Source organism: Micromonospora sp. NPDC047812 (assembly GCF_040704175.1).
In the GTDB taxonomy this organism is placed as follows: domain Bacteria; phylum Actinomycetota; class Actinomycetes; order Mycobacteriales; family Micromonosporaceae; genus Micromonospora.
This window is the reverse complement of record NZ_JBEYRY010000002.1, coordinates 1,299,883-1,323,419: the sequence shown is the minus strand read 5'-3', so window position 1 is coordinate 1,323,419 and position 23,537 is coordinate 1,299,883. Positions and strand designations below refer to the sequence as shown.

The 23,537-nt window shown below is 71.1% G+C and carries 18 protein-coding genes and 1 pseudogene; 8 read left to right on the top strand and 11 right to left on the bottom strand.

What is annotated here, in order from left to right:
* Nucleotides 1-149: 149 nt before the first annotated feature.
* From AB0883_RS13995 to rpmH, 9 genes and pseudogenes are all read right to left on the bottom strand, one after another.
* Nucleotides 150-743: pseudogene (locus AB0883_RS13995) on the bottom strand (hypothetical protein); the annotation flags it as partial.
* Nucleotides 744-2,441: 1,698 nt separating this feature from the next.
* The gene (locus tag AB0883_RS13990; protein WP_366641507.1) at nt 2,442-3,488 is read right to left on the bottom strand and encodes a ParB/RepB/Spo0J family partition protein; all 1,047 of its coding nucleotides are present in this window, start codon (nt 3,486-3,488) and stop codon (nt 2,442-2,444) included.
* Between the two features lie 27 nt (nt 3,489-3,515).
* Nucleotides 3,516-4,820, bottom strand: a complete 1,305-nt coding sequence (locus tag AB0883_RS13985) for an AAA family ATPase (RefSeq protein ID WP_366641506.1) — start codon at nt 4,818-4,820, stop codon at nt 3,516-3,518.
* Nucleotides 4,821-5,096: 276 nt separating this feature from the next.
* Complete coding sequence (gene rsmG / locus AB0883_RS13980; protein ID WP_366641505.1) at nt 5,097-5,816, bottom strand: 16S rRNA (guanine(527)-N(7))-methyltransferase RsmG; 720 nt, start codon at nt 5,814-5,816, stop codon at nt 5,097-5,099.
* A gap of 232 nt (nt 5,817-6,048) precedes the next feature.
* A complete protein-coding gene (locus AB0883_RS13975; RefSeq protein WP_121397405.1) occupies nt 6,049-6,639 on the bottom strand; it encodes a R3H domain-containing nucleic acid-binding protein in 591 nt (196 codons plus the stop codon).
* A gap of 215 nt (nt 6,640-6,854) precedes the next feature.
* Nucleotides 6,855-7,838 (bottom strand): membrane protein insertase YidC, encoded by a 984-nt coding sequence (gene yidC, locus AB0883_RS13970; RefSeq protein ID WP_366641504.1) that lies wholly within the window; start codon nt 7,836-7,838, stop codon nt 6,855-6,857.
* 3 nt (nt 7,839-7,841) lie between these two features.
* Nucleotides 7,842-8,081, bottom strand: coding sequence for a membrane protein insertion efficiency factor YidD (yidD, locus tag AB0883_RS13965; RefSeq protein WP_207914193.1), 240 nt, complete (start codon nt 8,079-8,081; stop codon nt 7,842-7,844).
* Nucleotides 8,082-8,125: 44 nt separating this feature from the next.
* Entirely contained in the window at nt 8,126-8,542 is a 417-nt protein-coding gene (rnpA, locus tag AB0883_RS13960) for a ribonuclease P protein component (protein WP_366641503.1), read from the bottom strand.
* A 35-nt stretch (nt 8,543-8,577) separates the two neighbouring features.
* Nucleotides 8,578-8,715, bottom strand: coding sequence for a 50S ribosomal protein L34 (gene rpmH / locus AB0883_RS13955; protein WP_089002791.1), 138 nt, complete (start codon nt 8,713-8,715; stop codon nt 8,578-8,580).
* 633 nt (nt 8,716-9,348) lie between these two features.
* Between rpmH and dnaA the strand changes: the two genes are divergently transcribed.
* The 5 genes from dnaA (at nt 9,349) to AB0883_RS13930 (ending at nt 15,820) form a co-directional block, all read left to right on the top strand.
* On the top strand, nt 9,349-11,187 hold the full coding sequence (dnaA, locus tag AB0883_RS13950; protein ID WP_366641502.1) for a chromosomal replication initiator protein DnaA: 1,839 nt from the start codon (nt 9,349-9,351) through the stop codon (nt 11,185-11,187).
* An 830-nt stretch (nt 11,188-12,017) separates the two neighbouring features.
* A complete protein-coding gene (gene dnaN, locus AB0883_RS13945) occupies nt 12,018-13,151 on the top strand; it encodes a DNA polymerase III subunit beta (protein WP_366641501.1) in 1,134 nt (377 codons plus the stop codon).
* 41 nt (nt 13,152-13,192) lie between these two features.
* Nucleotides 13,193-14,065 (top strand): phosphogluconate dehydrogenase (NAD(+)-dependent, decarboxylating), encoded by an 873-nt coding sequence (gene gnd / locus AB0883_RS13940; protein ID WP_366641500.1) that lies wholly within the window; start codon nt 13,193-13,195, stop codon nt 14,063-14,065.
* 17 nt (nt 14,066-14,082) lie between these two features.
* Entirely contained in the window at nt 14,083-15,216 is a 1,134-nt protein-coding gene (gene recF, locus AB0883_RS13935) for a DNA replication/repair protein RecF (RefSeq protein ID WP_366641499.1), read from the top strand.
* A complete protein-coding gene (locus AB0883_RS13930) occupies nt 15,206-15,820 on the top strand; it encodes a DciA family protein (RefSeq protein WP_366641498.1) in 615 nt (204 codons plus the stop codon). The genes recF and AB0883_RS13930 overlap by 11 nt, the downstream gene beginning before the upstream one ends.
* Before the next feature lie 3 nt (nt 15,821-15,823).
* Here AB0883_RS13930 and AB0883_RS13925 read toward each other — a convergent pair whose 3' ends face one another.
* The gene (locus AB0883_RS13925) at nt 15,824-16,051 is read right to left on the bottom strand and encodes a hypothetical protein (RefSeq protein WP_121397396.1); all 228 of its coding nucleotides are present in this window, start codon (nt 16,049-16,051) and stop codon (nt 15,824-15,826) included.
* Nucleotides 16,052-16,146: 95 nt separating this feature from the next.
* Here AB0883_RS13925 and AB0883_RS13920 point away from each other — a divergent pair, with 95 nt between their 5' ends.
* Nucleotides 16,147-16,629 (top strand): MarR family transcriptional regulator, encoded by a 483-nt coding sequence (locus AB0883_RS13920; RefSeq protein ID WP_121397395.1) that lies wholly within the window; start codon nt 16,147-16,149, stop codon nt 16,627-16,629.
* On the opposite strand, the gene AB0883_RS13915 is transcribed toward AB0883_RS13920, so the two are convergent.
* Nucleotides 16,614-17,168 (bottom strand): hypothetical protein, encoded by a 555-nt coding sequence (locus tag AB0883_RS13915; protein ID WP_366641497.1) that lies wholly within the window; start codon nt 17,166-17,168, stop codon nt 16,614-16,616. The two genes, AB0883_RS13920 and AB0883_RS13915, sit on opposite strands and share 16 nt — an antisense overlap.
* Nucleotides 17,169-17,676: 508 nt before the next feature.
* Here AB0883_RS13915 and gyrB point away from each other — a divergent pair.
* A complete protein-coding gene (gene gyrB, locus AB0883_RS13910; protein ID WP_366641496.1) occupies nt 17,677-19,623 on the top strand; it encodes a DNA topoisomerase (ATP-hydrolyzing) subunit B in 1,947 nt (648 codons plus the stop codon).
* Nucleotides 19,624-19,753: 130 nt separating this feature from the next.
* On the top strand, nt 19,754-23,533 hold the full coding sequence (gene gyrA, locus AB0883_RS13905; protein WP_366641495.1) for an intein-containing DNA gyrase subunit A: 3,780 nt from the start codon (nt 19,754-19,756) through the stop codon (nt 23,531-23,533).
* Nucleotides 23,534-23,537: the final 4 nt, after the last annotated feature.

Genomic DNA, 23,537 nt, shown 5'->3' with positions numbered 1-23,537 from the left:
GGCACGCCCTAGGTGCCCGACCGCTCGGCGTCCGTGGCGGACGTCTCGCTCTCCGGCTCCTGTGCCGGCGGGGTCTCCTCGGCGGACTCGATCACGGACACCGCCTCGCCCTCCGTCGGGTCGACCTCCGCCGGGGCCTGCCCCCCCGTGAAGCTGGACGGCGCCTGCCACTGGATACGCGGGGGCTCGGCCAGCGGGCGGCCTCCGAACTCCGCCAGCCAGGCGGCGACCATGGCAAGGTTCTCCCGCCACCGCGCCTCGGAGATGGGCGGCAGGATCGAATCCCACAGGGAGAGGAAGGTCCCCCGCAACTGGAGCTGCCCGTAGGGCCGGGCGAGGAACCACATGTGCAGGTGCGCCGAGCCGTCGCCCCAGCGGTTGACGTGCACCCGGGCGACCCCGTCGAGGGACCGGATGGCCCGCTCCAGCCGTACGGTCATCACCCCCAGTTCGGCGGCGAGCAGGTTCGGCAGGTCGCCGAGGTCCAGATGTGAGCGGGATTCCAGGATCAGCACCATCGGCAGACCGGTGGGGCGGTCCATGGCGCGTACCCGCCATCGCTCACCCACCCAGATGTAGGCGTCGTCGGGGGCGTTGCAGGCGGTGCATTCCCGGTGTCCCTCGCCCTTGCGCGGCGGCTCGACCGGGACCGGATCATCGAGTTGCTTGACACGAAGGTCGCCCTCGAAGGGAAAGGACGGCCACTGGGTGAAGTCCGGAACGGAGGGAGGGGTGTCGTGCACGACGCTGACACTAACCGGTTCCGGCACCGCTGTCCCTACCCGAACGATCGACCGGGCGGCCCCGCTCCGGCCGTGACGGGAGAGCCGGGAGCGGCCCTGTCCACAGGTATCCACAGTCATCCACAGGCTGATGAGACGCCGGACACACGCCGTCATCCACAGGCTGCCACCCCATTCCACGCGGGGTTTCACGTGAAACGGGGCTGCCTGTGGATAACCGCTGTGGATAACTTTCGGGCTCGATCCCGGATTCTCACGCCGAGGTGGAGTCGCCGGTTCCACGTGAAACCGGAGGCTGCGTCGGGCGGTTCCGTCCTGGCGCGCCGGCCCCAGCCCTCGGCGGTCCCAACCTCTGACGTCTCGCGGGTGGCTGCCCGGTGGTCCCGACCTCTGACGGCTCGCGAGCGGCGCTCGGTGGTCCCGACCTTTGACGCTCGCTAGCGGCCGCCCGGAAGTCCGGGGCGGCTTGCGGGGCGGCCGGCTCCAGCGGCGGTCGGCGAGCTGGGAGTGGTTCGAGGCGCGCCGGCCGCGGGAACGACAGACAGGCCCGCAGGCGTCTTCGCCGAGGTCGCTCATGCTTCCCCATGGCCCCCTCCCCATCGCCGCCACGACCGTCCGCATCGTCGCCGGGGTGGCAGTGGTCGGCATCGCCATCGGCGGGAATCGCCGTCGGCTTCAGGGCCCGAACTTCGCCGTTCCACGTCGTCGCCGCGAACCACCGGGAACCGTCCGTCGCTTTCGCGCTCGACACCTACAGAACCCACTGTGCCGTGCTGCGTCGCGACCGACCGCGGACGGCCGAGACGACGGAACAGTCGAGACAGAGAAGGCTGAGCAGAGGGCAGCCGAGACATCGGAACGATCACCTGGACCGCAACGTGCCGGGCGGCGGTGGCCGCGACAGAGAAGGCCCAGCAGAGAGCGGCCGAGACACGGAACCGCCGGACAACAAAACGGTCAGGGCGACGGGTCGGCGGGCGACAAGACATCAGGCCATCGGTGGAGGCGTGAGCAATGGGCACCACGTCTTGTCAGCGGTCCGCCGGCGGCTCCTCGCCGGGCGGCACGTCGAGCAAGACGGCGAAGGCGGCGCCACGCAACTCCGACGGCTCCTGACCGCGCGAGTCGTTCAGCGGGTAGCGACGTGCCGGGCATGGAGGCGCCGGTGTGGCGAGCCCGGGTCTCTCGCGGTGCTGGGCGGTCCTGCCGGGCCCGTCCCACCCCTGCGGTACCGCTCGCATCGCCGAAGCCCTCAACGCGCACTGAGGACGTCGCCGGCGCAGGTGGAGGTTCCCGCTCCAGGCAGCGCTTCCGCCACCGGCCTCGTGTTCACCGAAGGGCGCGGCAAGGGTCGGCCCCGATCAAGACTCCTCGGGCCTCGGGGTTCCGCCCTCATCCGTGCTGACCTCCCACCGCATCGCGAATCGCAGAACCGGCCGAGTTTCACGTGAAACCGTCCAAGAGGGCTCAAGAACCGCTCCGACCCAGGTCCCGGGTTTCACGTGAAACGCCGCCGCTCGCCCTCAGTTGCTGGAGCGCGCTGGTCCGGGTAGCGGCCAACGCATCTCGACCTCGCCGCACATGGAAACGGCCGCAGCACACGAAACGGCCGCGTGATCCGGGGATCACGCGGCCGGCGGTGGTGCCGTACTCGGCGGCGCGGGACCCGGCCGTGGAGCCGAGCCGCGCCGATCGGGGTCAGGCCTCCGGGTCCTCCTCCTGGCCGACGCCGATGAGGCCGACGATCCGCTCCAGGTCGTCGACCGTCGCGAACTCGATGGTGATCTTGCCCTTGCTCCGGCCGATGTCCACCTTCACGCGGGTGTCGAACCGGTCGGAGAGCCGATCGGCCAGATCCGTGAGAGCGGGGGCATGCGGCTTCGGGCGACGCTTGGCGGCTTCCTTCTTGCTCGTACCGTCGCTCAGGGCCAGCGCGACGATCTCCTCGGTCGCGCGGACCGACAGGCCCTCGGCGACGATCCGGAGTGCGAGCTGCTCCTGCGCCTCGGGCTCGTCGAGGCTCAGCAGCGCCCGGGCGTGCCCGGCGGAGAGTACGCCGGCCGCGACCCGCTTCTGCACCGGCGCGGGCAGGTTGAGCAGTCGGATGGTGTTCGAAATCTGCGGCCGGCTCCGCCCGATGCGTCGGGCGAGTTCCTCGTGGGTGGCGCCGAACTCGTCGAGCAACTGCTGGTACGCGGCTGCCTCTTCCAGCGGGTTCAAGTTCGCCCGGTGGATGTTCTCCAGCAGCGCGTCGCGCAGCATGGCGTCGTCCCGGGTGTCCCGGACGATCGCCGGGATGCTCTCCCGCCCGACGGCCTGCGCGGCCCGCCAGCGCCGCTCGCCCATCACCAGCTCGTACTTTTCCTCGTCGAGCTGACGTACGACGATCGGCTGGAGAAAGCCGACCTCCTGGATCGAGGTCTTCAGCTCCTCCAGGGCGTCCTCGTCGAAGACCTGGCGCGGCTGCTTGGGGTTCGGCACGATCGCGTCGACCGGGATCTCGGCGAACCGGGCCCCCGGCACGGGGCTGAGTTCGGGCTGCGGCTCGGGCTGCGCCACCACGGGCGGAGTCGCCGCGGCGGGCAGAGCCTCCGTCGGCGTACCGGCGGCGGCACCGGTCGACGTCTCTGCCGTCACCGACGGCTCGACGGCCGTGGTCGGCTCAACTGCCGCGGTCGGCGCCGGCCCGGTCGGGATGAGCGCCCCCAGGCCTCGTCCCAGACCGCCCCGAGGACGGTTCTTCATGCCACGCCTCCCAGCGACTGTTCCGCACTACGCATTCCGGCCCACCGGCTCCTTGACGCCACGCTCGGCGATCTCCTGGGCGGCTTCGAAGTAGCTCGTCGCCCCCCGCGATCCCGGATCGTAGGTCATCACCGACTGGCCGTAGCTGGGTGCCTCCGAGACGCGGACGTTGCGGGGGATGACCGCCTGGAGCACCTTGTCGCCGAAGTGGTTCCGCACGTCCTGCTCGACCGCGTCGGCCAGCCGGGTGCGCCGGTCGTACATGGTGAGCAGGATGGTGGAGACGTCGAGCTTCGGGTTCAGGTGCTGGCGCACCAGGTTGATGTTGTTGATCAGCTGGTTCAGCCCCTCCAGCGCGTAGTACTCGCACTGGATCGGAATGAGCACCTCCTGCGCGGCCACGAGCGCGTTGACCGTGAGCAGGCCGAGCGAGGGCGGGCAGTCGATGAAGACGTAGTCGAAGTGGCCGGGGTAGGCGGCGATCGCCCGGGCCAGCCGGGACTCGCGGGCGACCACCGAAACCAACTCGATCTCCGCGCCGGCGAGGTCGATCGTCGCCGGTACGCACCAGAGGTTGGGGATGCCCTCGACGCCCTGGGCGACCTCCTCCAGCGGCACGCTGTTGATGAGGCAGTCGTAGACGTCCGGCACACCGGTGTGGTGCGGGACGTTCAGCCCGGTAGAGGCGTTTCCCTGCGGATCCAGGTCGACCACCAGCACCCGGTTGCCGTGCAGGGCGAGCGCCACCGCAAGGTTGACCGTGGTCGTGGTCTTTCCCACGCCGCCCTTCTGGTTCGCGACGCACATGACCCGGGTCCGTTCCGGCCGAGGCATCGTCACCTCGCCACTCGGATTAAGGATCTGCACGGCGCGCATCGCCTCCATAGCCAACGGTGGGTCATCCTCTTCGCGCGTCGGGGTTTCACGTGAAACGTACGCGGCCTCGGCGGCAGCGGCTCCGGGGGAGCCGACCGGGGACGCGGACGGGTCGGTGAAGGGAACGGGTTCGGGAATCGCATCCGGCACGGAGTCCGGGGTGGGCTGCGGCGGCACGGCGGACTCGAACCGGGCCGAGGCCGAAGCGTTGCGCCGGATGGGGATCACCCGGCCGCCGGCAGAATTGCCGGCCCGCGGCACGTCGGGTGCGGCGCGGGCCGCCGGAGGCTCCGGCACGACCGGCTCGACGCCGCCCGGCCGGGCCGCCGCGCCCCGGTCCGGCGGCCGGCTCGCAGGCCCTTCGGGCGACCAGCTCGGGTAGTCGGTTTCACGTGAAACGGGGTCGCCCGCTGACCCGGTCACGCGTGGATCGTCGTACCTTCCGTCGTCATGCACCTGTCATCCCTGCCCGCTTCGGATGGTCGGTCCGCACCCCGTCAACTGGCCGTACGCGATCGCACCGCGGAGCGTACGGCCCGGCGGGAGCGGCGGGACCGGTGAACGTCCGTTGCCGCCCGCTCCACACTATCGACGCGCAGCCAGCCTACGGCTCACGGGCGCAGCCGGTCCACGTCGGGTTCTCATCCTTCCGTCCACCCGTACCGGTTCAACGAACCAACCGCCGGCCGGGAAGCCGGTAGGCGGAGATCCCGCGCGGTGTCCGAGAGGGACTCAACGCCGCCGGGACCGGCCGCCGCGCGACCTCTTCGCGGCCTTCGGCCGGGCCGGCCCAACCACCCGCTCCCGCACGATCTCCACGACCGTCGTCGGCGGATCGATCACTCCCTCACCGCAACGGTGCACCTCGGGCTCACCGCCACCGAGTCGGGCCACGGTCTGCGCGTGCTCGGCAATCTCCTCGGCGGCGGACGCCCCCTTGAGGGCGATCAGTCGACCGCCGGGCACGGCCAGCGGCAGGCACCACGTCGAGAGCCGGTCCAGCGGTGCGACGGCGCGCGCGGTGACCACGTCCCCGCTCAACGGACCAACGCCCGTCGCCCCGGTCGCCGCCTCGTCGGCGCGCCCCCGGAAGACCCGGACCATCTTCGCCAGCCCGAGGTGCTGCACCGCCTCGATAAGGAAGGAGGTGCGCCGGGAGAGCGGTTCGATCAGGGTCACCGTCAGGTCGGGCCGGGCGATGGCCAGCACCAGGCCGGGCAGGCCGGCCCCGGAACCGACGTCGAGCACCGTCGAGCCCTCCGGGATGCGCTCGGCCACCGCCGCGCAGTTGAGCAGGTGGCGATCCCAGATCCGGGGCGCCTCGCGCGGGCCGATCAGGCCGCGGACCACGCCGTCGGTGGCGAGCAGTTCGGCGTACGCGGCGGCCAGGTCGATGCGGTCGCCGAAGAGGGTGCGCGCCGCACCGGCCAACTCCGGCGGCAGCACCGCCACGGTCGCGGACGCGCCCCCAGGGGCAACGGCCGAGGGCGGCCCGTCCTCGGAAGCGTCGGTCGGAGACGCGCCCTCAGGGGCACCCGCCAAGGGCGGTGCGCTCTCGGCGGCGTCGATCGACGGCGCGGTGTCGGGGGTCACGGTCGGCTCGGGCCGGACAGGCGACGGCCCGGGCGGCGTGCCACCCGGGCCGTCCACGGCACCGGCCGTGGTGTCGTCGTGGGTCACCCGGTCAGTCCGCCGGCCGGACGATGATGCGCCGGTTCGGCTCGACGCCCTCGGACTCGCTCTCCACGCCGCTCATGGCGTTGACCACGTCGTGCACGCACTTGCGCTCGAACGCGGACATCGGCTCCAGGCGCACGGGCTCGCCGTACTCCTTGACCTTCTCCACGGCGTTCTTGGCGACGGCGGCAAGTTCCTTGCGACGGGTCGCCCGGTAGCCGCCGACGTCGAGCAGCAGCCGGCTCGGGGTGCCGGTCTGCCGGAAGACGGCCAGCCGGGCGAGTTCCTGGAGCGCCTCCAGGGTGGCGCCGCGCTGGCCGACGAGGTTCTGCAGCCGGCCGCCGACCACCTCGACGACGGGGCGACCGCCGGAGACCAGCTCGTCGATGTCGCCGTCGTAGTCGAGGATGTCGAGCAGGCCCTCGACGTAGTCGGCCGCGATCTCGCTCTGCCGGAACAGCTCGCTCTCGCCGACGGCCTTCTTCTCCCGGGTGCCCGACTCCTCGTCGGTCTCCTCGGTCTCGCCGTTCACCGCGGTCGGCTCGGTCCCCTCCTCGTCCAGGGACTCGTCGGCGCGGGGGGTGCTGGTGTCGGTCACGGTCTCATCTCCGTACTCGCTCGGCCGGACCGTCGGGTCCGCTGGTTTCCCGGGGCCGGCGGGAGGTCGCCGGTGCCCCCCGGGCACGTCTGTCGTACGGGCAGTCTCGCCCGTGGCCGCGCCGCGCGCGGCGGTTCCGCCCGGCGCCGGCCGTACGGCGGCTGCACGGTGCGGAACGGGCCGCCGCCGGTCTCCCGACGGCGGCCCGGATGTCCTCAGCCCTGCCGCTTGGCGGGGCCCTTCTTGGGGTTGACCGGCTTGGCGCCCGGCTTGGGCCCGGCGACCTTCGGCGCGGTCGGCTTGGCCGGGGCCGGCGGGGCCGACTTGGCGCGGCCCAGCAGGCCGCCCGTCTTCGCCGGCTGCACCGGGTTGCGGGCCGAGGTGCCCGGCTTGCCCATGGTGGGCGGCGGCGGGAACTTCCGCAGCACCCACTGCTGCTGCGCCAGGGTGAAGAGGTTGTTCGTGACCCAGTAGATGATCACACCGATGGGGAAGATGGCACCGGAGATGAGCAGCGACAGCGGGATGCCGTAGAGCATCAGCTTCTGGATCATCCGCTGCTGCGGGTCCTCGGCCCAGCCGGTCTTGAGAATCATCTGGCGGCTGGTGAGGTACGTGGTGCCCATCATCACCAGGACGAGGATGCCGGCGATGATCTTCACGGTGGTGCCGTTGGCGCCGAGCCGCGCCAGTTCCTCGGCGGTGGAGCCGAACTTGCCGGCGATCGGGGCGGTGAAGAGCTTCGCGGACGAGGCGCTCTCGAACTGGCTGATCGTCCAGCCGTAGAGGGTCTTCCCGGCCTCGCTCTTGTCCGGGTTGAGCCGACGGAGCACGTGGAAGAGGCCCAGGAAGACGGGGATCTGGAGGAACATCGGAAGGCAGCCCATGAGCGGGTTGGCCTTTTCCTTCCGGTAGAGCTCCATCATCTCTTTCTGGAGCGTCTCCCGGTCACCCTTATGCTTCTCCTGCAGGGCCTTCACCTGCGGCTGGAGCGCCTGCATCGCCCGCTGCGACTTGATCTGCTTGACGAAGACGGGGAAGAGGATCACCCGGACGGTGACCACCAGGAAGATGATGGCGAGGATCCAGGCCCAGTTGGTGCCGATCACCGCCGGATCCGGCACCCCGACGAAGTCCCAGGCCCCGTGCCAGACCAGCAGGATCCACGAAATCGCGTAGTAGATCCAGTCCAGACTCAATTCTCAGGCTCCAGTCACATCGGCGCGGCGGCGGCCGCCCGGCTTCGGCACCGGGTCGTGTCCACCTGGGTGAAAGGGGTGGCAGCGCAACAGCCGCCGGGCCGTCAGGCCAGCTCCCCGGATCGCGCCGTGCACCGCCACCGCCTCCAGGGCGTAGGCGCTGCACGACGGGTAGAACCGACAGCGGGCCGGCAGAGCCGGACTTATCCACCGACGGTACGCGATGACGGGCCCGCTCAGCACCCGGGCACCGATCGTCGTCGGCCGGGGCCCGGCCGGTCCCGTGGTCACCGGGACCGCCGCCCGCGGGGCGCCTTCGCGGCGACGATCGCCGCGTCCAGGTCGGCGCCGAGTCGCGGGTACGAGGCGTCGGCCGCGGCGGGCTGCGCGCGTACGACCAGGGTGCTTCCCGCGGGCAGACCGGCCAGCCGCTCGCGGACCAGGTGTCGCAGGCGACGCCGGACCCGGTTGCGGACCACGGCGTTCCCGACGGCCTTGGACACGACGAAGCCGGCGCGGGCAGGTGCGGAGGGTTGCTCCGTACCGCTGCTCCGCGCCGGCTCCGGCGAGGTTGCTGTCGCGGCGTCGGGGGTTGTCGGCAGGCTCAGGTGGACGACGACCGCGCCACGGCCGGCGCGTCGACCACCCCGGACCGCTGCGGCGAAGTCAGTGCTGCGCCGCAGTCGCTGTGCGGCCGCCAGCACGACTGCCCACGTCCCCCGGACCTGACCGGTCGGCCTCAGGCCGACAGGCGGGCGCGGCCCTTGGAGCGACGGGTCGAAAGGATGGCGCGGCCGGCACGGGTGCGCATGCGCAGCCGGAAGCCGTGGGTCTTCGCGCGCCGGCGGTTGTTCGGCTGGTAGGTGCGCTTGCTCACGTCAGGCTCTCCGTTTTCGTACGCCCCGGGCGAGGGGTCGCCGGGATCGTGTGGTGGTCCAGGCCACCTCGGCGGTGGCCCCCGATCGGTGCTGCCCGGTGGCGCGGGACCTCGGCGATGCGGGGAAGCGACCGCGGACAGCAAGCACCTAACACCCTAGCAGAGGGCGAGAGAGCAGCCATTCCAGCCTACGCAGGGCGGCAACCACCGTCAAACACCCTCAGCAGGGCGGACACCGGGCCTTCCCGGCGACCGAAGCGACGGTTTTCGCTGATGTCGGCAAGGGTCGCCGCGCGTCGGCGGTTGATGGCGCGCCGACAACGCTGTTACCGTGCCCGATTGCGGTCAGCGTCGAAAGGTCCGGTCGTCGCCGGCGGGCAAGACCGGACAAGGTAGTGAATCGTTCGGCACGGTGAACCCGCTTCAGCGCCCGTTCAGGCAGGGGGCAGGTCCGACCCGCGTCCGGCGGGCGGCCACAATCGGTGCGTACACAGGCTGTGGATAACTTGTGGACGAGGACCGGTCGGCCGTCCGGTGGGTGTCGTTCCACCCGCGCGTACGCGGCGGGCCCGGGACGGCCGACCGGAGAAGACGGCGGCGTCGGCGGAGCAGAGGCGAGGGGGTGGCACGACGGTGACCGGTACGACCGACCTTGCCGCGGTGTGGACAGCGACGACCGACGAACTCGCCGACGAGATCATCTCCGCGCAGCAGCGGGCGTACCTGCGGCTGACCCGGCTGCGGGCCATCGTCGAGGACACGGCGCTGCTCTCCGTCCCGGACGCCTTCACCCGGGACGTGATCGAGTCCCGCCTGCGCCCGGCGATCACGGATGCGCTCACCCGCCGGCTGGGCCGGCCGATCCAGGTCGCGGTGACCGTACGCCTGCCCGAGGACGGCTCCGGCCGCCCGGCGGGCACCGTCTACCGCAGTGTTCCCGAGCCGGGGCCGGCCGACCACGACGGCGGGCCGCGCGGCTACGCCGACGCCGACTACGACGGGATGGCCGGGCAGCGCGACGGCGGGGCCCACGACGCCGCGCAGCCGCCGCTCATCCCCGAGCAGGCGCACCCGCAGCGCCGGCCCGACGCGTCGTCGCCCACGCCCGGCGACGACGGGCACCGGCCGGGCGACCGTGGCGGGCAGGAGGCCCTGTTCAGCACCGCCTTCGCCGAGCCGCCGCGCCCCGACCGGTCGGCGCCGCCGCGGCACCCGTCCGAGCGCCGGGGCTACGACGAGCAGGCCGCCCGGCTGGACCCGCCGGCCGCCGACAACCGGGGGTACGAGCCGCGCTACCGCGAGGACGCCGTCTCCCCCCGGGACCAGCACGTGATCCGGGCCCTGCCCCGCGACACCGGCACCGACAACGGGCCCGGACGAAGTGGCGCGGATCACCGGCCCGGTGGCCGGGACGACCGCCGCATGCCCGGCGCCGACGGCGGGGGCAACCGGCTCAACCCGAAGTACATGTTCGAGACGTTCGTCATCGGCTCGTCCAACCGCTTCGCCCACGCGGCGAGCGTCGCGGTCGCCGAGTCGCCGGCGAAGGCGTACAACCCGCTGTTCATCTACGGCAGCTCGGGGCTGGGCAAGACGCACCTGCTGCACGCCATCGGGCACTACGCCACGACGCTGGGCAACGCGCGCTCGGTCCGGTACGTCTCGACCGAGGAGTTCACCAACGACTTCATCAACTCGCTGCGGGACGACAAGACCAGTGCGTTCCAGCGGCGCTACCGCGACGTCGACATCCTGCTGATCGACGACATCCAGTTCCTGGAGAACCGCGAGCGTACGCAGGAGGAGTTCTTCCACACGTTCAACACCCTGCACAACGCCAACAAGCAGATCGTGATCACCTCCGACCGGTCGCCGAAGCAGCTCGCGACCCTGGAGGACCGGCTGCGTACCCGCTTCGAGTGGGGGCTGCTCGCCGACATCCAGCCGCCGGACCTGGAGACCCGGATCGCGATCCTGCAGAAGAAGGCGGCGCAGGAGCGCCTCTACGCCCCGCCGGACGTGCTGGAGTTCATCGCCTCGCGGGTGTCGAACTCGATCCGGGAGTTGGAGGGCGCGCTGATCCGGGTGACGGCGTTCGCCAGCCTGACCCGCTCCACGGTCGAGCTGGCGCTGGCCGAGGAGGTGCTGCGGGACTTCATCCCGGACGGCGCCGGGCCGGAGATCACCGCCGACCAGATCATGGTCTCCACCGCCGACTACTTCGGGGTGAGCCTGGAGGACCTGCGCGGCCACTCCCGCTCCCGGGTGCTGGTGAACGCCCGTCAGGTGGCCATGTACCTGTGCCGGGAGCTGACGGACCTGTCGCTGCCCCGGATCGGACAGGCCTTCGGCGGCCGTGACCACACGACCGTGATGCACGCCGACCGCAAGATCCGCCAGCAGATGGCCGAGCGTCGGTCGCTCTACAACCAGATCGCGGAGCTGACCAACCGGATCAAGCAGAACACCTGAGCGACGGCCTCAGCTCGCGACGCGGCGTCGTACGCGCCGAACCGAAGCCGTCGTGTCCGCCCACCGCGCCAGGCGGACGACGGACGCGCCCGACCGGACCACCGGTCGGGCGCTTTTTCGTTCTCCACAGCCGGCCCGGCTTGACCCTCGACATGGTCCAGGCCACAGCATCTGAGCCGTGACCGTCCACCGTCCCGATCGTTGTCCACATCTCGTTGTCCACCGCCTGTGGAAAACTACCGTCCGTCCACCCCCTGGTTACCCACAGGTTGTGGACAAACCCTGGGGACGAGCCTGTGGACGCCTGGGGACAACCCGGTGGTTGTCCACCGACGACGGTCGACCTGTGGGGAACCTGTTGAAGGTTCTGGGGATGACGCCGTCCGTACGGCTTCCGCCTGTCCACAGGTCTGGGGAGAAAGTCGGTGGATTACCGGTGGATAACCGGTGGATAACGGTGGACAACCTGGGGGTGCCGGCCGCCTGTGGACCGGGAGGCGAGTTGTACCCCGGGTTCTCCACAGGTAAACCACCGGTGGATAACGTGTCTGAGCTGCGCAGACGCGGGTTCTCCACAGTTTGCACAGGTGCGATGAAGATGACGAGTTATCTCTTCTAAGAGAACAAAAACCAATCATCACCGTTGGACTTCCTGTGGATCGGGCCGTGCGCCGCCGTCGGCGGTCGCCCCGGCACCTGGATCCACGGGGTCGGACGCACGGCCGATGCCCGCGCGCCATAAGGTGCGATGGGTACCCGCACGGACAGGCGGGTCGGTACGCAGCGGTCGGCATGAGAGAGTTGTCGCTGACGTCGACGCGGAGGCATTGATGAAGTTCCGAGTGGAGCGCGACGCGCTCGCCGAGGCCGTGGCCTGGACCGCGAAGAGCCTGCCCAACCGGCCGTCCGTACCGGTGCTCGCCGGCGTGATGCTGCGCGTCACCGACGGCAACCTGCAGGTCTCGGGCTTCGACTACGAGGTCTCCAGCCAGGTGACCGTCGAGGTGCAGGGGGACGCCGACGGCGCCGCCCTCGTCTCCGGCCGGCTGCTGGCCGAGATCACCAAGGCGCTGCCCGCCAAGCCGGTGGACATCGCCGCCGTCGGCGCCCACCTCGAGCTGGTCTGCGGCAGCGCCCGGTTCACCCTGCCCACCATGCCGGTCGAGGACTACCCGTCCCTGCCGGAGATGCCGGAGAGCACCGGCACCGTCGACGCCGCCGCCTTCGCCGCCGCGGTCGCGCAGGTCGCCGTCGCCGCCGGGCGCGACGAGACGCTGCCGATGATGACCGGCGTACGCATCGAGCTCTCCGGCGGCACGCTGGCCATGCTCGCCACCGACCGCTACCGGCTGGCCCTGCGCGAGATGGAGTGGAACCCGGACGACCCCGAGGTGAGCGTCAACGCCCTCGTGCCGGCCCGGACCCTGCACGACACCGCCAAGGCCCTCGGCCCGATCGGTGGCCAGGTCATCATGGCGCTTTCCCAGGGTGCGGCCGGCGAGGGGATGATCGGCTTCGCCGGCGGCACCCGGCGCACCACCAGCCGCCTGCTCGACGGGGCGAACTACCCGCCGGTGCGCTCGCTCTTCCCGGCCACCCACAACGCCGAGACGCGGGTGCCCGTCAGCACCCTGATCGAGGTCGTGAAGCGGGTCGCCCTGGTGGCCGAGCGGACCACCCCGGTGCTGCTCAGCTTCAGCACCGACGGCCTGGTGGTCGAGGCCGGAGGCACCGAGGAGGCGCGGGCCAGCGAGGCCATGGAGGCCACCTTCACCGGCGACCCGCTGACCATCGGCTTCAACCCCCAGTACCTGATCGACGGCCTGACCAACCTGGGGGCCCAGTTCGCCGTGCTCTCGTTCGTCGATGCCTTCAAGCCCGCGGTGATTTCGCCCGCCGGTGAGGATGGCGAGGTCATCCCCGGGTACCGGTACCTCATCATGCCGATCCGCGTCTCCCGCTGATCGCACCCCGAGAAGACCCCGACGCACGGAGGTAGGAACACATGCAGCTCGGCCTGGTAGGGCTCGGCCGGATGGGCGGCAACATGCGCGAGCGGTTGCGCGCCGCCGGGCACGAGGTGGTCGGCTTCGACCACAACGCGGAGCTGAGCGATGTCGCGACCCTGGCGGAGCTGGCGGAGAAGCTGGAGTCGCCCCGCGCGATCTGGGTCATGGTCCCCGCCGGCGTCACCGACGCGACCATCGACGAACTCGCCGACGTCCTCGGCGAGGGCGACATCATCATCGACGGTGGCAACTCCCGCTTCAGCGACGACGCGCCCCGCGCCGAGCGGCTCAACGAGCGCGGCATCGGCTACCTCGACGCCGGCGTCTCCGGCGGCGTCTGGGGCCGGCAGAACGGCTACGCGCTGATGGTCGGCGGCGCCCAGGAGCACGTCGACCGGCTCATGCCGATCTTCGAGTCGCTGAAGCCGGAGGGTGAGTTCGGCTTCGTGCACGCCGGGCCGGTCGGCGCCGGGCACTACGCCAAGATGGTGCACAACGGCATCGAGTACGGCCTGATGCACGCCTACGCCGAGGGCTACGAGCTGATGGCCAAGTCGGAGCTGGTCACCAACGTGCCGGGCGTGTTCAAGTCCTGGCGCGAGGGCACCGTGGTCCGTTCCTGGCTGCTCGACCTGCTGGACCGGGCCCTCGACGAGGACCCGGAGCTGGCCGAGCTGAGCGGCTACACGGAGGACACGGGCGAGGGCCGGTGGACGGTCGACGAGGCGGTCCGGCTGGCCGTGCCGCTGAACGTGATCACCGCCTCGCTCTTCGCCCGCTTCGCCTCCCGCCAGGACGACTCGCCCGCCATGAAGGCCGTCGCCGCGCTGCGCCAGCAGTTCGGCGGGCACGCCGTCCGCAAGCGCTGACCGGAATCCACGCGCCTGTGTACGTCCGCCGGCTCGAACTGGTCGACTTCCGCTCGTACGAGCGGGTCGGCGTGGACCTGGAGCCGGGGGCGAACGTCCTGACCGGCGCCAACGGCGTCGGCAAGACGAACCTGGTCGAGGCGCTGGGCTACGTGGCGACCCTGGATTCGCACCGGGTCGCCACGGACGCCCCCCTCGTCCGGATGGGCGCCTCCTCGGCGGTGATCCGCTGCGCGGTCGTGCATGAGGGGCGCGAGCTGCTGATCGAGCTGGAGATCGTGCCGGGCAAGGCCAACCGGGCCCGGCTGGGGCGGTCGCCGGCCCGACGGGCGCGGGACGTGCTCGGCGCGCTGCGGCTCGTGCTGTTCGCCCCAGAGGACCTGGAACTCGTCCGGGGCGACCCGGCCGAGCGCCGCCGCTACCTCGACGACCTGCTGGTCAGCCGCCAGCCCCGGTACGCCGGGGTGCGGGCCGACTACGAGCGGGTGGTCAAGCAGCGCAACGCGTTGCTGCGCACCGCGTACCTGGCCCGCAAGACGGGCGGGTCGCGGGGCGGGGACCTGTCGACCCTGGCGGTCTGGGACACGCACCTGGCCCGACACGGCGCCGAACTGCTCGCCGGCCGGCTGGAACTGGTCGCGGCGCTGGGCCCGCACGTGACGAAGGCGTACGACGCGGTGGCGGCGGGACGGGGGGCCGCCGGGATCGCGTACCGGCCGTCGGTGGAGCTGGCGGAGCCCACCACCGACCGGGAGACACTGGCGGCGGCGCTGACCGCCGCGCTCGTCGAGTCCCGGGCCGCCGAGGTGGAGCGGGGCACCACCCTGGTCGGCCCGCACCGCGACGAGCTGGCGCTCACGCTGGGCCCGCTGCCCGCCAAGGGGTACGCGAGCCACGGCGAGTCCTGGTCGTACGCCCTGGCGCTGCGGCTCGCCGGCTACGACCTGCTGCGTTCCGACGGCATCGAGCCCGTGCTGGTGCTCGACGACGTCTTCGCCGAGCTGGACGCCGGGCGGCGGGAGCGGCTGGCGGAACTGGTCGGCGGGGCGAGTCAGCTGCTGGTGACCTGCGCGGTCGACGAGGACGTCCCGGTGTCCCTGCGCGGCACCCGGTACGCCGTGGGCGAGGGGACGGTGCGACGTGTCGGATGAGCAGCTTCCGCCGGCCCGGCTCGGCCCGGGCCGCGGCGGCGCACCGACCGGCGGTGACTCCGGCGGCGCGGCGGGCGGCGACGCGGCCGGGGCGAGCGGCCCCGAGCTTGCGCGGGCCGTGCTGGACGCGGCGCGGGCCCGCCGGGAGTCGGCGGCCCGGACGCGTCGGCGTACCCCCGGCGGGGGTGGCGGCGACGGCGAGGGCGGCCAGCGGCGCCTGCGCGGCTACTCCGGCCCCGGGCCGGACCCGCGCGACCCGCAGCCGCTCGGCGCGGTGCTCAACCGGCTCGTCAAGGCGCGCGGCTGGCAGCAGCCGGCGGCCGAGGCGACGGTGTTCGGCGCCTGGGAGCGGGTGGTGGGCCCGGAGGTGGCCCAGCACAGCCGGCCGGTGAAGCTGGAGGACGGCGAGCTGACCGTGGAGGCCCGCTCGACCGCGTGGGCCACCCAGCTGCGGCTGCTGGCCGCCTCGCTGCTGAAGCAGATCGCCAGCGAGGTCGGCCACAACGTGGTGCGCAAGCTGCACATCCACGGCCCCGCCGCGCCCTCCTGGTCGAAGGGCCCGCGCCGGGTCCGTGGCCGCGGCCCGCGGGACACCTACGGCTGACGGTCAGCGACCCTCGCGTCGGGCCTCCCGCTCGGCGCGCTTGCGTTCCCGCTGCTCGCGGCTCCACTGCTTGCGCCGCTCCAGGTCCCGCTTCCACGCCTCCCGGGCGTGGTTCGAGCCGCCCTGCACCGCTCCCTGGACCTCCGGCGGGCCCGCGAAGCGCCGGAACGCCCAGGCCATCAGGCGGCCGCCCTCGCCCGGGGCCTTCGGGGTGGGCTTCTCGTCGGTCATCGCCTGGCCTCCGGAACGACGGTAACGTTTGGTGTACAAATCATTGGTACACCAATCATTGGTACGCTCGCAACGACGACGAGGAGGGCCCGCCCGTGACCGACCAGCTCGACGGGGATCCCCTGGCGCTGGAACAGCAGGTGTGCTTCGCGCTCTCCGTCGCCGCGCGCGGCGTCGTCGCCGTCTACCGGCCGCTGCTGGAGCCGATGGGGCTCACCCACCCGCAGTACCTGGTGATGCTCGCGCTCTGGCAGCACGCGCCGCTGTCCGTACGCGACCTCAGCCGCCTGCTCCAGCTCGACCCGGGCACACTGTCGCCCCTGCTCAAGCGGCTGGAGGCGGCCGGCTACGTCCGGCGCGAGCGGGACCCCGCCGACGAGCGGAGCCTCGCGGTGACGCTGACCGCCGCCGGCCGGGCCCTGCGGGAGAGGGCCGAGCAGATCCCGCCCGCGATCGTCGAACGGCTCGGCATGCCGGTCGAGGACCTGCGCCACCTGCACGCCGTGCTGACCCGCGTCATCGACGCCGCCAACCGCGCGGGCGGGTCCGCCGCCGGAAGAGGTCAGGCGTCGGCGTAGACGGCGAAGCCGCGGTCGGCGCAGCGCCGGTAGAACGCCGCCAGCACCGCCAGCTCGGCGCAGGTGAAGTTCCACTGCGGCGGCTCGCCGCTCTCGTCGCGCAGCGCGTCCAGGCGGCTGTCGAGCCAGCGCAGCTGCTGCTCGGCCAGCCGCCCGTCGGCGAGCAGCGACCGCAGCACCTGGCTCACCGAGTCGAAGGTGACGGCCTCGCCGTACGGGCGGTGGCCCGCCACGAACCGCTCGATGCCGCCGGCGACCCAGGCGCAGCCGTCGGGATCGATCACCGGATCCTCGTCCTCGGCCGCCGCGTCCGTGGCGTAGAGCACACCCTCCAGGCCGAGCAGGAGGTCGACCAGTTCGGTGTACGCGGTCGCCCGCACGGTGCCGGTCTTGGCGATCAGCTCGGCGAGCGCCGCGGTCGGCGCGGAGATGCGGGGCATGTCGACGATGTCGCCGAAGTCGACGAACTCGGCCGGCGCGACCGGGTCGTAGAAGCGGCCGGTCCGCGGCCACTGCACCGCGACGTTGTCCAGCCCCATCTGGCGTCACCTCTTCGAGAGCACGGGTAGTTCGTATCGGCTCGATCGTCCGGTTCCGGCCCGAAAAGATCAAGGCCGGGCCGACGGCGTGGCGTCGGTGGCGTTCCCGGCCGTCCGACCGGCACCGATCGTCAGGCGGCGGCGCCCCCGATCGCCCCCTGGCGTGTAGGGGGAGTCGCGGGCGGCGCGGTTCGGCCGGCTACGTCGGTCTCAGCCCTCTCGCAGGGGGTGCCGAGTGGTGGTTCTGTCGTCCGCGCACAGTAAGATTGACCCTGAGACGAAGACCCGGTGCGGAGCGACGAGTCACGGGCCCGGAGCGGGGCCCGCGATCATTGTCCACGTCGGGTCGAGCCGATCGCGATCCGCGGGCAACCGCGGCGACCGGCGCGTTCGACCCGTACCCCGGAATTGTCCCCGGTGCCGGTCTGCGCGTCGACGTCGCGTCCTGTCCGCCGAACCCGCGCCCGACGCGCCACCAGGTGCGGACGGCGCGAGAAAGTGGCCGAGGGTGGCAGCGCAGGACAAGCAGGAGTACGGCGCCGGGTCGATCACCGTTCTCGAAGGGCTGGAGGCGGTCCGGAAGCGCCCCGGTATGTACATCGGGTCGACCGGTGAGCGCGGTCTGCACCACCTGGTGTGGGAGGTCGTCGACAACGCGGTGGACGAGGCGCTGGCCGGCCACTGCGACACCATCGACGTGGTGCTGCTCGCCGACGGCGGGGTCCGGGTCACCGACAACGGCCGGGGTTTCCCGGTCGACCTGCACCCGAAGCTGAAGAAGCCGGGTGTCGAGGTGGCGCTGACCGTGCTGCACGCGGGCGGCAAGTTCGACGGCAAGGCGTACGCGGTCTCCGGCGGTCTGCACGGCGTCGGCGTCTCCGTGGTGAACGCCCTCTCCACGAAGATGGCGGTGGAGATTCACAAGTCCGGCTTCGTCTGGCGGCAGCAGTACCACAACTCCAAGCCGACCCCGCTGGAGAAGGGCGAGCCCACCGACCGCACCGGCTCCGCGGTGGCCTTCTGGCCCGACGCCGACGTGTTCGAGACGGTCGACTTCGACTTCCAGACCATCTACCGGCGGCTCCAGGAGATGGCCTTCCTCAACCGGGGTCTCACCATCCACCTGCTCGACGAGCGGGTCCCGGAGGGCGAGGAGGGCAAGCCGCGCGAGGTCACCTTCTGCTACAAGGGCGGCATCGCCGACTTCGTCCGGCACCTCAACGCCTCGAAGAACCCGATCCACAAGACCGTGGTCGAGTTCGGCTCCGAGGAGGAGGGCATGTCGGTCGAGATCGCCATGCAGTGGAACGAGTCGTACGGCGAGTCGGTCTACACCTTCGCCAACACCATCAACACGCACGAGGGCGGCACCCACGAGGAGGGCTTCCGGGCCGCGCTGACCAGCGTCGTCAACCGCTACGGCACCGACAAGAAGCTGCTCAAGGGCGACGAGAAGCTCTCCGGCGAGGACATCCGGGAGGGCCTGGCCGCGATCATCTCGGTCAAGCTGGCCAACCCGCAGTTCGAGGGCCAGACCAAGACCAAGCTGGGCAACACCCCGGTGAAGAGCTTCGTGCAGCGGGTCTGCAACGAGTGGCTGGTCGACTGGTTCGACCGCAATCCGGCCGAGGCGAAGATCATCATCCAGAAGGCGTCCCAGGCCGCCCGGGCCCGGATCGCCGCGCAGCAGGCGCGCAAGCTGGCCCGGCGCAAGTCCCTGCTGGAGTCCGGCTCGATGCCGGGCAAGCTGGCCGACTGCCAGTCCACCGACCCGCGCGAGTCCGAGGTCTTCATCGTCGAGGGCGACTCGGCCGGCGGCTCGGCCAAGCAGGGCCGCGACCCCCGGACGCAGGCGATCCTGCCGATCCGCGGCAAGATCCTCAACGTGGAGAAGGCCCGGATCGACCGGGTGCTGAAGAACAACGAGGTCCAGGCGCTGATCACCGCGCTGGGCACCGGCATCCACGACGACTTCGACATGGAGAAGCTGCGCTACCACAAGGTGGTGCTGATGGCCGACGCCGACGTCGACGGCCAGCACATCCAGACGCTGCTGCTCACGCTGCTCTTCCGCTTCATGCGCCCGCTGGTCGAGATGGGGCACGTCTACCTGGCCGCCCCGCCGCTCTACAAGATCAAGTGGAACAAGCGCGGCGACGACGCGCAGTACGCGTACTCGGACCGCGAGCGGGACGGCCTGATCGCGCTGCGCCAGCAGAAGAAGCCGAACGCGAAGCCGGACGACATCCAGCGGTTCAAGGGCCTCGGCGAGATGAACTACCCCGAACTGTGGGAGACCACGATGAACCCGGCAACGCGTACGCTGCGTCAGGTCACGCTCGACGACGCGGCCACCGCCGACGAGTTGTTCAGCGTGCTGATGGGTGAGGACGTCGAGGCGCGCCGCTCGTTCATCCAGCGCAACGCCAAGGACGTCCGGTTCCTGGACATCTGACGGGTCCCGGCGGGCCGGCCGGTCGTCCACCGGCCAGCCCGCCGATCCACAGAGTTATCCACAGAGCGGCCGGTATCCACAGCCGTTATCCACAGCACGAAAACGACTCTGAGTCTGATAAGGGTTAACAGTGACCGATATCCCCGAGTCCACACCCAACGAGCCCGAGCTCCCCGAGACCGTCGCCGCAGTCGTCGCGCACGACCGCATCGAGCCGGTCGGGCTCGAGGTGGAGATGCAGCGCTCCTACCTCGACTACGCGATGAGCGTCATCGTCGGGCGGGCGCTGCCGGACGTCCGGGACGGGCTCAAGCCGGTCCACCGCAAGATCCTCTACGCCATGTTCGACTCCGGCTACCGGCCGGACCGGGGCTACGTGAAGTGCTCCCGCGTGGTCGGCGACGTGATGGGTCAGTTCCACCCGCACGGCGACTCGGCGATCTACGACGCGCTGGTCCGGATGGCGCAGCCCTGGTCGCTGCGCTACCCGCTGGTCGACGGCAACGGCAACTTCGGCTCGCCCGGAAATGATCCGGCTGCGGCGATGAGGTACTGTCTGACCGGAGATGTCCGCATTCGCGCCGCCGGCGGTAGTGTGCGAATCGGTGAGATCGTGCCCGACGCGGCGCCGAGCAGCGAGACGGACATCGACCTCAAGGTCCGCGACCGCAACGGCGACCTGGTCCGCGCCTCGAAGTTCTTCCACTCCGGCGAGCACCCGACGCTGAGGCTGCGCACCCGCGAGGGGTACGAGCTGACCGGCACCCACAACCACCCGGTGCTCTGCCTGGTGGACGTGGCCGGCGTGCCGACCCTGCTGTGGAAGCTGCTCGCCGAGATCTCCCCGGGCGACCGGGTGGTGCTCCAGCGCACGGTGCCCGACGAGATCGGCTACCCGATGCTGGAGCACGTCGAGGCGGCCGTGCTGGCCGGCGCCTTCGTCAGCGAAGGCTGGGTCTCGGAGGGCCGGGCGGGTTTCAACAACGTCGACCGCGAGTTCTTCGTCCGGGTCCTCGCGGCCTACGACCTGGCGGTGGGCGGCCCGCGGTACGTCAGCCAGCGCACCATCGCCTCCGGCAGCCTGCTGCACGAACTCGACGTCCAGGACCTCTCGGCCCTTCGGAAGAGCCTTCTCGGCGAGCTGGTCGGGGCGCGCAGCGCCGCCAAGTTCGTGCCCGAGTTCGTCTGGCAGGGGCCGGCGGCGGTCAAGCGGGCCTTCCTCCAGGCGCTGTTCGAGGGCGACGGCTCCTCGTCGCTGCTGCCGCGCAACACCATCCAGGTCTCGTACTCGACCCGCAGCGAGCGGCTGGCCCGCGAGGTCCAGCAGCTGCTGCTGGAGTTCGGCGTGGTCAGCCGGCAGTGCCGGTACGACAACGGCGAGATCAAGGTCGTGGTGACCAACCGTCGCGACGCGCGGATCTTCGCCGCCCACGTCGGCTTCCTCGGCCGCAAGCAGGCCAAGCTGGAGTCCGAGCTGGCATCGGTCCCGGCGACCAGCACCGCGCTCTCCGGTGACCACGTGCCGCTGGTGGGTGACTTCATCCGGGAGCACGGCGCGACGCGCTGGACCGAGCGGGACTGGCTCCGCCGGCACAACGTCGACCGCATCGAGCGCTGGGAGCGGGACCGCGACGAGATCGCGGCCCGGATCACCGAGACCGAGGTGCTCGACGTGGTCGAGCCGCTGGTCGACGGCCGCTTCTACTACGCCGAGGTCGCCGACGTCGTCGACGCCGGGGTCCAGCCGGTCTACAGCATCCGGGTGGACACCGACGACCACTCGTTCGTCTCGGACGGCTTTGTCAGCCACAACACCGAGTGCAAGCTCGACCCGCTGGCGATGGAGATGCTGCGGGACATCGACGAGGACACCGTCGACCTCCAGGACAACTACGACGGCCGGGCCAAGGAGCCCACCATCCTGCCGTCGCGGATCCCGAACCTCCTCGTCAACGGCTCGGAGGGCATCGCGGTCGGCATGGCCACCAAGATCCCGCCGCACAACCTGCGTGAGATCGGCGCGGCCGTGCAGTGGTGCCTGGAGCACCCGGAGGAGGACGAGGCCACCACCCTCGACGCGCTGCTGGAGATCGTCAAGGGGCCCGACTTCCCCACCCACGGCCTGATCGTGGGCACGCAGGCGATCCAGGACGCGTACCGCACCGGGCGCGGGTCGATCCGGATGCGGGCCGTGGTGGAGGTCGAGGAGGACAAGCGGGGCCGCCCCTGCCTGGTCGTCAGCGAGCTGCCCTACCAGGTGAACCCGGACAACCTGGCCGAGCGGATCGCCGAGCTGATCAAGGAGGGCAAGCTCGCCGGCATCGCCGACATCCGCGACGAGTCCTCCGGGCGTACGGGCATGCGGATCGTGCTCGTGCTCAAGCGCGACGCGGTCGCCAAGGTGGTGCTGAACAACCTCTACAAGCACACCCAGCTCCAGGAGACCTTCGGCGCCAACATGCTGGCGCTGGTCGACGGGGTGCCGCGCACGCTGAACCTGGCCCAGTTCATCCGCTACTACGTCGAGCACCAGATCGACGTGATCCGCCGGCGGACGGCGTTCCGGCTACGCAAGGCGGAGGAGCGGGCGCACATCCTGCGCGGCCTGTCCAAGGCCCTGGACGCCCTAGACGAGGTGATCGCCCTGATCCGGCGCTCGCCCACCGTCGAGGACGCCCGGCAGGGCCTGATCCGGCTGCTGGAGATCGACGAGATCCAGGCGACCGCGATCCTCGACATGCAGCTGCGCCGGCTCGCCGCGCTGGAGCGGCAGCGGATCCTCGACGACCTGGCCAAGCTGGAGCTGGAGATCGCCGACCTCAAGGACATCCTCGCCAAGCCCGAGCGGCAGCGCAGGATCGTCTCCGAGGAGCTTGGCGAGATCGTCGCCAAGTGGGGCGACGAGCGGCGCACCAAGATCGTGCCGTTCGAGGGCGAGGTCTCCATGGAGGACCTCATCGCCCGCGAGGACGTGGTGGTCACCATCACCCGTACGGGCTACGCGAAGCGGACCAAGGTCGACCTCTACCGGTCCCAGCGCCGCGGCGGCAAGGGTGTCAGCGGGGCGACCCTCCGGCAGGACGACATCGTCAGCCACTTCTTCGTATGCTCGACGCACGACTGGATGCTCTTCTTCACCAACAAGGGGCGCGTCTACCGGGCGAAGGCGTACGAGCTTCCCGAGGCCAGTAGGGTGGCCAAGGGCCAGCACGTGGCCAACCTGCTCGCGTTCCAGCCCGACGAGCAGATCGCGCAGATCATCGAGATTCCGAACTACCAGGTGGCCCCCTACCTGGTACTTGCCACGAAGAACGGCCTGGTGAAGAAGACTCGCCTCGAGGAGTTCGACTCCCCCCGGTCCGGCGGCATCATCGCGATCAACCTGCGCGACGAGGACGAGCTGGTCGGGGCGGCGCTGGTCGCGCCGGAGGAGGATCTGCTGCTGGTCTCGAAGAACGCGCAGGCGATCCGGTTCAACGCGAGCGACGAGGCGCTGCGCCCGATGGGGCGGGCCACCTCGGGCGTCATCGGCATGCGCTTCAGCGAGGACGACGTCCTGCTGGCCATGGAGGTGGTCCGCGAGGGGCTGGACGTCCTCGTGGCCACGAACGGGGGATTCGCGAAACGCACCCCGATCGAGGAATACCCCGTGCAGGGCCGGGGAGGTAAGGGCGTGCTGACTGCGAAGATCACCGAGCGGCGCGGTGGTCTGGTCGGCGCGGTGGTGATCGACCCGGACGACGAGCTGTTCGCGATCACCAGCAACGGTGGTGTCATCCGGACTCCGGTGAAGCCTGTACGCCGTACGCGTGACCGGAACACAATGGGGGTCAAGCTGATGGACCTTCCGGATGGCGTGACTATCGTGGCGATTGCTCGCAATGCCGACGAGCCTGACGAACAGGACTAGTTGA